Origin of the sequence: Zwartia sp., assembly GCF_049655405.1 — a bacterium.
Lineage (GTDB): Bacteria > Pseudomonadota > Gammaproteobacteria > Burkholderiales > Burkholderiaceae_B > Zwartia.
The window spans coordinates 38,994-52,206 of record NZ_JBASJR010000003.1 but is presented as its reverse complement, the minus strand read 5'-3'; the positions used below and the strand labels follow the sequence as shown (position 1 = coordinate 52,206).

Genomic DNA, 13,213 nt, shown 5'->3' with positions numbered 1-13,213 from the left:
TTACACTTTTGATCGAAATAATGCATGCATCATTCAATCAAGTGTTAATTCTTGTTAACAGATGATTCGTTGATTTGGCTATATCTTTTGATAAATCCCCGATCAATCCAGTCTTTGAGTCGCCAGACCCAACGACCTTCAAAAGAAACTCGCCCCCAAGAAGCAATGGCGTACTGAGGTCCGCAGGCCAATAAATACAATGAGCTCTTTCTCGGTTGGTAAGTCTTGAGGTGGGCGCTCGAATCAGCTAACACAGCATAAAGGTTGTCCGCGAGCACAGGTCCTGCCTTGACCGCATGCACTCCGGATCGTGCCATCTGGACATCCGTACGCGCGCAAGTATCACCTACAGCAAAGACCTCAGGATGGGAAAGCGTGCGATGACAGCCATCTACCAAAATATAGCCTTGTTCATTGAGCGTGAGCCCCGATTGCCGCAGCCATGGCAAGGGTTTTGCGCCTGTCGCCGCAATCACTTGATCTGCATAGATGCGATGACCATCGGCAAATAGCAAGCCATCCACGACACCCGTCGCGGCTTGCTGATACAAGACAATACCCACCTGACGGGCATAAGCCATCACCCGCCTGCGCACCGACGGGTGATGGCCTTTTAGCATTCCATCCGACGAAACCACGAGTGTCACATGGCCCTGTGCACCCACACGTTGCAAAGCATATTGGGCGGCAAACGCCAACTCCACACCCGCTGCTCCCCCACCTATCACGACTAGGGCATATTCCTTTTGGTGAGCAGCTTTTTTTTGAATCTCGGGCCACTGATCAAAAAAATCGTCTAGCGGCTTGACGGGCAACAATCGTGTACCCAGTGCTGAAAGACCTTCTGTTTGCGTTTCACTGCCGATATCTAAAGACAACAAGTCATAGGTCACTTGCTGACCATCCGATAACGTCAAGCTGCGTGCGTCAGCAGACATCGCCGTCACACTCTCCGTGATCATTGTGACGCCCGAAGCCGCGACGAGAGGCTGTAAGTCCACCCTGCTTTGCTCGCGCGTATAGTGCCCAGCAATCCAGCCGGGTAACATGCCCGAGTAATTTTGATAGCGATTAGGAGTGATCAATATCACCTCGCAACCTGGCAGCGGCTTTTGAGCAAGCTTATCAAGGACAGAAAGATGAGCGTGCCCTCCCCCTACAAGTACTAATCGTTTCATGACACTCCCCCGACCTGCGGGTCGTCAAACTGCACAATAAATAGAATTCTCTCTGTATAGTCGTGACCAGACATCGATTTCTTACACAGTCTTCATCATAGTGGGTAACAATCCTTGTCATTCATGTTTTTAGCCAGAAAAAGCGAGAATCAGCATGCAACAACCTGTCGTGGGAGTCATCGGTGGAAGCGGTCTTTATCGTATGGAGGCGCTTGAACATCCCCTCGAACATACTCTCAATACGCCATTTGGCTCTCCCTCTGACGTGTTCGTGACAGGTTCCATCAGCGGAGTCCCTGTCGCCTTTCTCGCCCGTCATGGACGTGGTCACACACTGCTTCCCTCAGAACTTCCCTTTCGCGCCAACATCCATGCGTTTAAACAGCTGGGCGTGAAATATCTGCTTTCAGTCTCAGCCGTCGGTTCGTTGCGCGAAGACTACCGTCCACTCGACATGGTGCTACCTGATCAATTCATCGATCTGACCAAAAAACGTGAAAGTACATTTTTTGGTGCAGGTGCTGTGGCCCATGTCTCAATGGCTGAACCCGTCTGCGCCAAACTGACTGATATTTTGGCGCGTGCGTGGCTGGAAAGTGGCGGACAAACTCAGTCGATGGAGCAACCACTCCTACATCGCGGCGGCACCTATGTCTGTATCGAAGGTCCTCAGTTTTCTTCGATTGCAGAATCACATTGGTATCGCTCAATGGGGGCAAGTGTCATTGGCATGACCAATATGCCAGAAGCCAAGCTCGCGCGTGAAGCGCAAATTGCTTACGCAAGCTTAGCGATGGTGACAGACTTTGATTGCTGGCATCCACGGGAGGCCAATGTCACGGCCGAATCCGCCATTGCGAATTTGATGAAAAATGCTGAAACAGCTCAAAAAATACTGATCAAAGCAATCGCACTCTTAGGTCAAGAGCGACCTGTATCGGATGCCCATCACGCGCTTGCGAGCGCGCTGGTGACACAGCCTAATGAAATGCGTGCTGAAGTCTTGGAAAGATTGCGCGTGATCTTGAGTCATTAAACAATGATGCCTTAACCAATCGTCAATAATCCACTCGCACCCAACGCTGCACCAATTGCCAACAACAAGAGCATGTGCACTTTGGTGCGATAAACAATTAAGGCAGTGACCGCAGCCACGACCCAAAGTGGCCAATCGCGCGTCGTGCTGGTATTGGCAGTCGCCAATAACCAACCTGCAGCAATCATCATTGAGATCACCACTGGGCTCAACCCCAACTTAAACGCTCGAACAGCCCGCAAATTTTGATGTTTTTGCACCCAACGTGCCGTCACAAAAATCAAGATCGAACTCGGCATCAAAATACCTGCCATACAAATCAAGGCTGAAAATGCTGCCCAACCAAAACCACCCGCATTTAATCCAATGTTCCAACCCATTAAGGCCACGAACATCACGTTGGGACCCGGAGAAGCTTGGGCAATCACGATTGAAGCCCTAAATTGGGCATCAGTCAGCCAGTTTTGCTGCTCAACCAAAAAGTGGTGAACTTCAGGCAACAGTACGAGTGGCCCACCTACTGAGGCAATGGAAATCGAGGCGAAATGTTTAAAGAGATTGAACCAGTCGGTCCATAACATCGCCAGCGTCAAGGTCTCGTTCATGCTTGGTCCTTGAGTTTTAGAAACGCAAGCACATAACCAATTCCACCCAATATCACCAAGACATACAACAATCGCCATTGCACAAGCGCGATGCCCACAAAACTCAAGATCACGAGTACTGAACAAACTTTCGTACCAAGCGGGTTGGTCTTGAGAGCGGACAGAAGCTTGAGTCCTGTCGCGCCAATCATGCCCGCCGCCACGGCACCCATGCCACGCAACGCATCTACGACTTGAGGTTGGTTGCCAAAGTGTGCGTAAGCAATCGCCAAGGCCAGAATAATCATTGTGGGGAACATGAACATTCCCGCCAATGAGACGAGCGCACCACGCCAGCCAAAATAACGCGCGCCCACCATGATGCAAAGATTCAGCGCCGGAGGGCCCGGCATTGTTCGGGCGATCGCCCACTCCTCCACAAACTCAGCGCGTGTCATCCATTTTTTTCTTTCGACGAGCTCTCGCTCGATAAAAGCTAGGACGCCGCCAAAGCCTTGGATCGCGAGTCTGCTAAAGGTTGTGAATAGTTCGCCCAGAGACTTGGGTTGGGCAGAAGATGGTTGGGTCATGTGTGCAGCGAGGAGGCGTATAAGTGTCAGCTTTCTATTTAACTCCAAAATACCCACTCAAAAGTGCCTCAGAGAGCTCTAAATCGTTAGGGTAGGTGAAAGTCGACGCTTTTCGACAACACATTAAGGCTGTGTGCGGTCTTGGAGTACATCAAGCGCATGGCTTGCAAGGCTCGAACCAGCCTCAGAGTAGATATTAAAAGCAGGCACACCCAACGCCTTGAGCTCCTGGACTTCACTGGCGTACTTGGCGATTGCGACAACCTTACAGACCAAGCCGCTTGCAGTGATCTGTTGAGCGGCATATATGTTGCTACGATGATTAGGCATCGCCAATACGATCAGTTCCAACGTTGTGCCGGCTTTTAGCTTGCTCCAAAAGTCTGAATCCGTTGCGTCACCTTGCACGACATTGCGGCCATATTCACGCTGTTGCCTGACGCGCTGCGCATTGTGCTCGATTCCAATTATTTTTTGCTCAAAATCAGAACTAAGCTTGTCATAGGTTCCGCAACCCACACGCCCCATTCCAATAATCAACACCCTTGCATCACCCGTCTGAATCAATTGATCGCGTGGATGGTGATTCGCGCGCTGAAAGACATTCCAAAAAGCTCTGTAGCGTTTGTAGATATGCTCTGCTTTGATAGAAAAGGGAGCAGCCAGGGCAAAGCTCACGCTCACGCAAATTGCCATAATAATGAGCCAGTCAACAGGCAACCATCCCTTCATCACGCTCAGCGCAGCCACAATCAGCGCAAACTCTGAATATGTCGCAAGATTGATGGACACAAAGAGTGAAGTGCGTGCACGCAAACCAAAGAATTCGAGGATCGAAAAATAAAGAAATGTTTTAAAAGGCAACAAGGCACACAACAACAGCGACACAAAAATAATAGGGGGCGTGGGTAGTCCCTGCATGCCGATTGATAAGAAAAATCCTACCAACATCAACTCTTTAAAACTGAAGAGTGACTTGGATAAGTCGCCTGCTTTGGGATGACTGGATAACAAAGCTCCAAACACGAGCGCACCCAAATCACCCTTGATTCCGATGGAAGTGAAATACTCAAAACCTGCACCGAGTGCAAAAAACAAACCACTCAAAACTAACAGTTCGCCGTGCCCTGCTGCATCGAGCAATTTAAACAATATCTTTCTAATGACAGGCAAGAGTAACAACGACAATGCCCAAATTGATGGATATTTTGCTTCGCTCACAGTCAAAAAAATGACAGCGAATATATCCTGCATCACCAAAATACCGATCGCAACCTTGCCGTAAAAGGCACGCATATCATCGCGATCCTCAAGTACTTTGACGGCATAAACCGTACTTGAAAAGGAGAATGCGAAAGCGAGCAACACGATGACGAATGGCGAAATATCAAAGATCGGCGTGGGAAACAAGGTCTTTCCAAGCCACAACACCAAAGCAAAAAACAATGTTGAAACAGTGATGTGCGCGAGGGATACGCCCCAAATTTCATTATTTGTCAGACTTTTAAAATCGAGCTTTAGGCCGATTGAAAAGAGCAACAACGTCACGCCAAGCTGCGAAATCATGTTCAATCCATCTGGGGCTTCGAATCCAGACAAATTAAACACAAAGCCAGCAAGCAAAAATCCCACCATCGGTGGCAAGCCTATGCGTTTGAGCATCAACCCAAAGAGAAAGGCAAGACCTACCAGCGTGACGAGCATGGCATCCTCTTCATTGATTGATCGCTATCCACCCACTGCAGGTTTAGCTTCAACCGGCGCACGGGGTGACACAGGGGCGCGCAATGCCTTGAGCACTTGTTGCCCTGCCCGACCATTCACGGCTAATCCACTCGCTTTTTGAAACTCGCTAATGGCCTCACGACTTTTAGCGCCAATTAATCCATCCACTTCACCAATGTCATACCCACGATTGAGCAGAGCTTGCTGTATTTCGCGTCGTTCGGCGCGACTCGTTCCGGCATCGTCTGTGGGCCAAGCGGTCTTGAAAGGTGTGCCGCCTTTTAAACGATCGCTCAGGTGTGCAATCGCAAGAGCATAAGACTCTGCTGCGTTGTAGCTATAGATTGCATCAAAGTTACGAAACACCAAGAATGCAGGCCCTTGTGGACCTGCTGGCAACAGGAGCGCAGCTTGGGTAGTCTCTGGCAAAGAGATTGATCCTAACGCTTTTATGCCCAAGCTTTTCCATTGCGCAAGCGATTGCTTGGTACGACGCCCAGAAGGCCCCGCGTAATTGGAGGGAATCTTGACCTCAACTCCCCAAGGTTGCCCAGTGATCCAGCCTGCCTGTTTTAAAAAATTTGCAGTTGAACCTAATGCATCCGGAACTGAGCCTACGATGTCTCGACGACCATCGCCATCAAAGTCCACCGCCAACCGTTGATACGTCGTTGGCATAAATTGCGTTTGACCAAAGGCGCCCGCCCAAGAGCCCACCAAAGCCTCTTGCGGGATGTCGCCACTTTGCAAAATCCGTAAGGTCGCCAACAACTCGCCTCTAAAAAATGCCTGACGTTTATCTGCACAAATGAGTGTGGCCAAAGAACGGACTAACTCACGCTTGCCCTGAATACGACCATAGTTAGACTCAACGCCCCATACTGCGACAATGACGTTGCGATCGACACCGTATTTTTGCTCAGCCTCTGTGAGTACTTTGGACCATTCTTTTAGCTTCGCACGACCATCATCCACCCGCTCCTGATCGACCAACCCAGCGAGGTAATCCCAAATCGCGGTTCTGAACTCAGGCTGAAAAGAAAAAGCCTTGAGAACATCAGGATCAGGCTCGAGTCCAACGGTTGCGCGATCAAAAACGGCTCCACTGATGCCTTGAGAAAGGACGGATTGGCGAAGACCTTTGACACAGGAGTCAAAGCTGCTTGATTGCGCAGACGCAGAGGTTGCAACCAGCATCAGAGCACCTATTAATAATATTTTGGCGCTGAAGTCTTGGAGAGTGGTGGTCCACCGAACATTGATTAAATACATGGAGATCATCCGTTCATCAGTCTTATATGTGTTCATTGTAGAGCTTACAAATGACGAAAGCCCCCGCAAGCTTGAATACTCAAACTCGCAAGGGCTCTTTTATGCAACCCAATATCGGTCGCATAGGTTGACTTACTTCATTGGAGTGAACTGATACCCGTTTCCTGAAGGAGCGATGGTGCCAATCGCTGAACCCGGAAAGTGGAAGCCGCCTACCGTCATTTTGTCTTTGACAATCATGTCAAAAACCTTGCGGCGTGACTGACGCGCCATTTCTGGATCCATGTCAAACATCACTGCCCAGTCAGGATTACGTGCAAACAATTCAGGCACGTTCGTGATGTCCGCCACATAAATAAACGACTGACCACCGGACTTGACTGTAAAGAGTGAGTGACCGGGCGTATGACCAAACGCGGCAATAGAAGTAATGCCTGGTGCGACGGCTGCGCCGGACTCAAACTTGACCAGTTTGTCAGCAGGAATCTTGCTAAATACACGTTGCGCATTGGTCATGGCACCCTTCAAGCCAGCCGGCGCTTTTTCCAGGCGCTCTTTATCCATCCAAAATGCATATTCACCAGCAGGGACGTGCACCTTGGCATTTGGATAGACCAAGGAACCATCCTTGTAGAGCAGTCCATTAATGTGATCTCCATGGAAATGGCTGATGACCACATTATTAATGTCTTCTGGTTTGTAACCAGCCGCCGCCATGTTTGCAATCGTCTTACCTGTCGTAGGACCACCATTATTGGCAAAACCCGTATCCATCAAGTAGCGCTGATTACCGTTAACAACCAAAAATGTTGTGTAAGGAATATCAATGTAATTGGTTGGTAAATTTTGCGACGTCAACAGCGCTTTGACTTCATCGAGTGGCGCATTTTTGACAAACTCCGCGACCAAGGGACGACGTCCAACGCCATCATTCAGTGAAATGACTTCCATTTCGCCGACTTTTAGCTTTTTAAAGCCAGGGGCGGGCAGTGTAGGTGTACCAAGATCTGGCGTTGCCTGAGCCCATACTGGCGAAAACAACAGCGCAGCGCTGGCAGCGATGCCAACACCAAGAAATTTAAGTCTAGTGATCATGGCGTATTCCTGTGCATAAGTGTGAGATTATTAACAGCCTGATTAATTTAGCAGCTTTGAATGTCAATAGATATATTAATCAGATAAGGTCAGATTATGACTTAAGTTATATTGCTAAAATGCTTTTTAAAAGTCTGTATCGATCGACAAAAGTCTTTATTCAAAGGATCTCTATGCGCACATCACTTCGCTTTGGCCATTTCTTTGCTCTCTGCACCCTCGCCTTCACCAGCGCGATGGTAAACGACGTGGCACACGCTCAGACAGCCTCCACTTGGCCTGAGAAAGCAGTCACGTTTATCGTGCCCTTTCCTCCAGGCGGTCCGGTCGACACCACCGCCAGACTCACCACACAGGCGATGTCAAAAAACTGGTCGACACCTGCCGTGATCGATAATAAAGCGGGAGCCGGTGGCATCGTAGGCGCTCAGACTGCAGCAAAAGCAGCACCCGATGGCTATCATTTCTTTTTTGCGGCTATTCATCACGCAGTACTGCCTAGTCTAAAAACCAAACTGCCCTACGATATTCAGAAAGACTTCGTCCCCGTTGGCATGGGTGCTCGTTACCCGATCGTCTTGGTCGTGCACCCTTCTTTGCCAGTTAAATCTGTACAAGAGTTGATTGCCTACGCAAAAGCGAATCCCAACAAACTGTCCTACAGCTCTGCGGGTACGGGCGGTGGCACGCATTTGGCAGGCGAGCTCTTCACGAGCCTAACTGGCGTCAAGATGCAGCATATCCCCTACAAGGGAAGCTCACCTGCGATGCAAGACCTTGTGGGCGGTCAAGTGCAGCTGATGTTTGCAGATTCGACCTCAGCAATTCCTTTCATTAAGTCTGGCAGAGTGCGCGCGCTCGCCGTTGGCAACCCAGAACCTTCCGTCTTTTTCCCTGAGCTCCCCACCATTGCCTCAGCTGGCGTCAAAGATTATGAGGCCTATTCATGGTCAGGCGTTGTCGCGCCAAAAGGCACACCACCCGAAGCCGTCAAACAAGCCAACGCACAGCTCAACAAGGTATTAAAAGATCCGCAAGTTATCGAAATGATGAACAAAGCAGGTCAAGAGCCCGTCGCAATGTCACCCGAAGAGTTTGCTGCATTCCTTGATACTGAAATTAAAAAATGGAGCAAAACTGTTCAGGCGGCAGGCATCCAGCCTGAGTAATAGCAGTCTGGGACTTAGCTCACTTTGGGCAAAGTCTCAATATCGTAACGATGCGTGAGCGATCGATTCAACACTGGATCGATCAGGCTCATCTCAAAACGCGCGGCGGGACGAATCGCGCCTTGTGTGCCAACAGTCCCGCAACTCATCGCCACTCCTGCTGGCAATTTCTCACTTTTGACATAGCGCGCAATCAAATCCATAGGATGCAGCAATGCAGACAAGGGGCCGGATTGATACTGCACCCGTTTACCATCTTCAGTGATGTAAGACTCGATCATTAACTGATCCCAGTGCGCAGCAACATCCTGAAAACGCCATGCTTCTGAGCCAACAGGCTTGGTGCAAACCTGTTTAGACAAGGCAACGCTAACCGTCTCCAGACCACGATCCGTGTGGTCTGACGTCAGTGAAACCAGCAACTCGCCTTGATGGGTGAATACAAATACCTCAACCTCGCCCGAACTCTCTTGACCCACCACTTCGATCGTGGAAGCTTGAGATAACGTCTGACTCGCTACACGATAAAAAAGTGGAACTGAACTTGGACGGGGCACCCCAATCGCGGCCAACTCTTCAATATGATGCTCAATCGCCGCATGATCACGTCCCGCCCAACCTGCGATCACCATTTGATGGATGTCGGTCGAGATAGATTGTTTAGAACCGTTAAGTGCCAAGAGATCAAATTTCAAATGCATAGTTTTTCCGAAAATTATTTAGAAATTTATAAGTCCAACAATCTAAATCGCGAACAACTTCGGCAACCAAAGTGCCAGCGAGGGGAAAAGCGCGAGCAACAAAAGAAGCAACATCATCGCGACGACAAACGGGATGGAACCAATAATCACAGGGGTCATCGAACCGCTGGTCCGCAGACTTTGGACGACAAAAAGATTTAAGCCAACCGGAGGCGTGATCAATGCTGCCTCAACCAAGATAATAATGATGATCCCTAGCCAAACTGGATCAAAACCAAGCGCCATCATGACCGGTGCAACGATTGGGATCGTGGTGATCATCATGGACAGGGTTTCCATAAAACAACCCAGCACAAGATAAAAAACAATCAATAACAACAGCATGACATAAGGCGAAAAGCCCAATCCCGTGATAGCGTTCGTCAATGCGCTTGTCAATCCAGTTGCAGACATCACGAAATTTAAAAAACTTGCCCCGACGACGATCAACATGATCATTGCTGAGGAGCGCATTGTATTTTCAAGAGACTCTCGCACCATGGCGATGGTCAGACGGCGATATGCCGCGGCCAACAGCATCGCACCCAAAACACCCAAAGCAGCAGCCTCTGTGGGTGTTGCCACCCCTGCATAGATTGAACCCACCACTAACAAGAATATCCCCATCGGCGGCACGAGGTGTACCAATGATTTCAAACGCTCTGACCAACTTGCGTGAATACGCTCACCGCCCCATGCAGGCTTATACAGACAAGCGATGACAATTGTGAGCATGAACAGACTAGCAAGTAATAGGCCTGGCAAAATGCCTGCTAGGTAAAGCTTGGGTACGGAAGAGTTAGTTAAGACGCCATAGATCACTAGGTTAATTGAGGGAGGAATCAAGATTCCCAATGTTCCACCGGCAGCGATACTTCCTAAAAAAAGCGATTCGTTATAGCCACGCTTTGCGATCTGAGGGAGCGCGACCGTGCCAACAGTTGCTGCAGTCGCCACACTCGAACCAGAAGTCGCTGCAAACAGAGCTGATGCGCCAATATTTGCATGCATCAAGCCACCAGGCAGCCAAGACAACCACAAGCTCAGAGATGAATACATGCGCTCGGCAAAACCCGCGCGCAGTAACAGCTCTCCAAGCAAAATAAATAAAGGAATCGCGACGAGTAGAAATTCAGTATTTGTTGTCCAAGCTAACTCCCCCATCGCACGGGATAAAGGCAGCATCGAATACATTTGATCCAGCACAATTCCCAGAACCCCCAATGCGGCTCCAACAGGAATACTCAGACCAATCAGCACAAGCAATATAGTCAATGCAGTCGCAATCATGATGAGCGATCCTCCATGACGCGACGCTTTCCTGCGTTCGCTTCTTCTTGTGCCTCTTCTTGAGACAAGCGCGCTCCTGCTATTTGATTCACCATTTGATAGTTACCTGTGACAAGTGCACGGCTAGCACGCTCTAGCATCAAAGCCAGGACAACAACCATCCACACTAGACCGATTAACCACAGTCCTTGCGGCAACCATAAAGGTGTGGCGAGTGGGGTATTGGCAGTCGAACTTTGCATCCACGAAGTCGCCACCACTTCATACGCATAACGAGTTAACAACGTGAGAAATACTGCGAGCGCGACAAGCGATAACCAATCGAGCATCGCAGCGAGACGAACAGAGAAATGCTGATAAAAAACATCCACACGGACATTCGCGCGCTCCAGCACGACGAGCGCCAATGACCATGTGGTGCTAATTGCAAAGGCATACCCAGAAAGCTCATCTGCGCCACCGATAGAAATTGAGAACAGCTTTCTAACGATGACATCAAAACACACCAGACCTGCGCTCAACAGTGTCAGAATTCCCCCACCCCATACTCCCCACCTTGAGATACGGTGAGCATACGTGAGCCCTGACGCCTGTTGAGTTTGCATGGTGATCCTCTTATTTCTTTGCAACAACATTCAGTTTTTTACCAATCGTGGCATTGAAATCAGCCACGCACTGGGTCGAGCAACGTGCAGCCCACTTTGGCAAAATCACATCCACTAGCAATTTATCGAGCATCGCTTTATCCGCTGCAGAAGGAGTGACAAGAGTCATCTTTCCCTTGACTTCAAATGGGCAGCTCGCTTTGCCTGTGTTGCATGCATAGCCTTGCTCTGTCTGCTCATTCGCTGCATTCCACATCGTACTCATCAAATTATTGATGTTTGTTTGCAAGAATGCCTGAACTTTTGGATCAATCTTGTCCCATGCCTTTTGATTCACAGCATGGATTTGCTGATTCCAGTTAATTGGAAGCGCAAGCAAGTGCGTTGAAACTTCGTACCATTTGGCAGAGTAACCAGAGAGCGAACCTGTGATTGCACAGTTCACAACCTTGTTTTGCAAGGCTGGCACCACTTCACCAAAGGCGATCGTGACGCTCGTTCCGCCTAGCGCTTGCACAAACTCGGCTTGCGTACGGCTGCTCGTGCGCACTTTCATGCCTTTCAAATCGCTCAAATCTTTGATCGGCGCATTACAAAAAATGACCTGAGCGGGATATGGCGACAAGCCAAGAATCTTGACGTTATTGCTGCCACCATAGAGCTTTGAATAAACAGGCTCGAACAGATTCGTGATCTCACGCGCAGTCTTCACATCAGGCGCCAAACCTGGCAAATCGATGGCTTCATTAATGGGGTTATCGCTTGCAAAATACGACAAGGTGGCTGTACCGAACTCAATGACACCCTGACCAATCAGACGCATTAATTCTGGGCCCTTCAATCCCATCTGGTTAAACCCTTGGATCTCTGCCGTCACACGGCCTTTCGACAGCTCTGGAATCGTCTTAGTCCAGAATGGCTGCTCAAAATCTTTATATGCAGTCAGATTGCTCAAACCACCCACAACCTTCAACTGTGTCCGTGGCAATTCTTGTGCGACCACGTTTGTAGTCATCACTGCAGCAGCGCTCAAAGCGGCCAACATTAGCGTCTTCATTAAAGAGTCTCCTAGATAACGGGGTGTAACGCCTGTGTCGATCTCCCGCATGCAATCGGCACAGTATTCAATGACCTATATTCTTTAAATAATGGCGAGCTGCGCATTGAGTTTGTCAGTGACCAACATATAGCCGGGTGCATGAGTGATGCAAAACTCAGGCTTGGATGCCATCAACACGGCCTGAGGCGTGACGCCACAGGCCCAAAATACGGGAATCTCGCCAGCGCGAATCTCGACGGGTTCACCAAAATCAGGTTTATTTAAATCGGTGATGCCAATTTGTGTGGCGTCACCCAAGTGGACGGGTGCACCATGCACAGAGGGAAACTTTGAGGTCAGTTGAATCGCCCGAATCGCCGCAGCAGGTTTAAAGGGACGCATCGAAACTACCATTGGGCCATGGAAGGGGCCGGCGGACTGCGTCGCGATATTGCTACGATACATGGGAACATTGGATGCGCAAGAGATGTGGCGGACATCCAATCCCTCTGCAACCAGTGCTTCCTCAAAGGAAAAAGAACACCCAATCGCAAAACTCACTAAATCATCTCTCCAGTACGACGTCACGTTCGCGACTTCGTCAATCATTTCACCGTTTCGCCACACTCGGTAACGTGGAACATCGGTGCGGATATCGAGATCGTCACCAAAACCAGGAAAGAACGTACTACCTGGATCAGAGACAGACAGCAGTGGGCAAGGTTTGGGGTTGCGCTGACAAAACAACAAAAAGTCAGCCGCCAGCGCTTTAGGGAGCACCACCAGATTAGCTTGAACAAATCCGGGGGCTGCGCCAGCAGTCGGAAGGGTAAATAGACCTTGACGGATATTTTGACGAACCTGTTGCGACGGCAGCATACGACCCTCTA

Annotated in this window: 13 protein-coding genes; 2 read left to right on the top strand and 11 right to left on the bottom strand. The window is 49.5% G+C overall.

Features of this window, described 5'->3' with window-relative positions:
• Positions 1–44: 44 nt before the first annotated feature.
• Positions 45–1,178 carry an FAD-dependent oxidoreductase gene (locus WBJ47_RS01565; protein WP_422244906.1) on the bottom strand — a complete coding sequence of 378 codons (1,134 nt, stop codon included), beginning with the start codon at positions 1,176–1,178 and terminating at the stop codon, positions 45–47.
• A 154-nt stretch (positions 1,179–1,332) separates the two neighbouring features.
• Between WBJ47_RS01565 and mtnP the strand changes: the two genes are divergently transcribed.
• A complete protein-coding gene (gene mtnP, locus WBJ47_RS01560; RefSeq protein ID WP_422244905.1) occupies positions 1,333–2,214 on the top strand; it encodes an S-methyl-5'-thioadenosine phosphorylase in 882 nt (293 codons plus the stop codon).
• A gap of 11 nt (positions 2,215–2,225) precedes the next feature.
• On the opposite strand, the gene WBJ47_RS01555 is transcribed toward mtnP, so the two are convergent.
• The 5 genes from WBJ47_RS01555 to WBJ47_RS01535 all read right to left on the bottom strand — a co-directional run bounded on the left by WBJ47_RS01555 (position 2,226) and on the right by WBJ47_RS01535 (position 7,480).
• Complete coding sequence (locus WBJ47_RS01555) at positions 2,226–2,819, bottom strand: chromate transporter (protein ID WP_422244903.1); 594 nt, start codon at positions 2,817–2,819, stop codon at positions 2,226–2,228.
• Complete coding sequence (locus WBJ47_RS01550; RefSeq protein ID WP_422244901.1) at positions 2,816–3,388, bottom strand: chromate transporter; 573 nt, start codon at positions 3,386–3,388, stop codon at positions 2,816–2,818. The genes WBJ47_RS01555 and WBJ47_RS01550 overlap by 4 nt, the downstream gene beginning before the upstream one ends.
• A 123-nt stretch (positions 3,389–3,511) precedes the next feature.
• Positions 3,512–5,092 carry a cation:proton antiporter gene (locus tag WBJ47_RS01545; RefSeq protein ID WP_422244900.1) on the bottom strand — a complete coding sequence of 527 codons (1,581 nt, stop codon included), beginning with the start codon at positions 5,090–5,092 and terminating at the stop codon, positions 3,512–3,514.
• A gap of 24 nt (positions 5,093–5,116) precedes the next feature.
• Positions 5,117–6,310: a lytic murein transglycosylase gene (locus WBJ47_RS01540; RefSeq protein WP_422244899.1), complete on the bottom strand. Its 1,194-nt coding sequence runs from the start codon at positions 6,308–6,310 to the stop codon at positions 5,117–5,119.
• Positions 6,311–6,517: 207 nt separating this feature from the next.
• On the bottom strand, positions 6,518–7,480 hold the full coding sequence (locus WBJ47_RS01535) for an MBL fold metallo-hydrolase (protein ID WP_422244897.1): 963 nt from the start codon (positions 7,478–7,480) through the stop codon (positions 6,518–6,520).
• A 236-nt stretch (positions 7,481–7,716) separates the two neighbouring features.
• Between WBJ47_RS01535 and WBJ47_RS01530 the strand changes: the two genes are divergently transcribed.
• The gene (locus WBJ47_RS01530) at positions 7,717–8,649 is read left to right on the top strand and encodes a Bug family tripartite tricarboxylate transporter substrate binding protein (RefSeq protein ID WP_422244981.1); all 933 of its coding nucleotides are present in this window, start codon (positions 7,717–7,719) and stop codon (positions 8,647–8,649) included.
• A gap of 14 nt (positions 8,650–8,663) precedes the next feature.
• Here the strand turns inward: WBJ47_RS01530 and WBJ47_RS01525 are convergent, their stop codons facing one another.
• The 5 genes from WBJ47_RS01525 to WBJ47_RS01505 all read right to left on the bottom strand — a co-directional run bounded on the left by WBJ47_RS01525 (position 8,664) and on the right by WBJ47_RS01505 (position 13,202).
• Positions 8,664–9,350: a DUF2848 domain-containing protein gene (locus tag WBJ47_RS01525; protein ID WP_422244895.1), complete on the bottom strand. Its 687-nt coding sequence runs from the start codon at positions 9,348–9,350 to the stop codon at positions 8,664–8,666.
• A 42-nt stretch (positions 9,351–9,392) separates the two neighbouring features.
• The gene (locus tag WBJ47_RS01520) at positions 9,393–10,679 is read right to left on the bottom strand and encodes a TRAP transporter large permease (protein WP_422244893.1); all 1,287 of its coding nucleotides are present in this window, start codon (positions 10,677–10,679) and stop codon (positions 9,393–9,395) included.
• Positions 10,676–11,284 carry a TRAP transporter small permease subunit gene (locus WBJ47_RS01515; protein WP_422244891.1) on the bottom strand — a complete coding sequence of 203 codons (609 nt, stop codon included), beginning with the start codon at positions 11,282–11,284 and terminating at the stop codon, positions 10,676–10,678. Before WBJ47_RS01515 ends, WBJ47_RS01520 begins: the two co-directional genes overlap by 4 nt.
• 10 nt (positions 11,285–11,294) lie before the next feature.
• Positions 11,295–12,341 carry a TRAP transporter substrate-binding protein gene (locus WBJ47_RS01510; protein ID WP_422244889.1) on the bottom strand — a complete coding sequence of 349 codons (1,047 nt, stop codon included), beginning with the start codon at positions 12,339–12,341 and terminating at the stop codon, positions 11,295–11,297.
• 84 nt (positions 12,342–12,425) lie between these two features.
• Positions 12,426–13,202, bottom strand: coding sequence for a putative hydro-lyase (locus WBJ47_RS01505; RefSeq protein ID WP_422244887.1), 777 nt, complete (start codon positions 13,200–13,202; stop codon positions 12,426–12,428).
• Positions 13,203–13,213 lie beyond the last annotated feature (11 nt).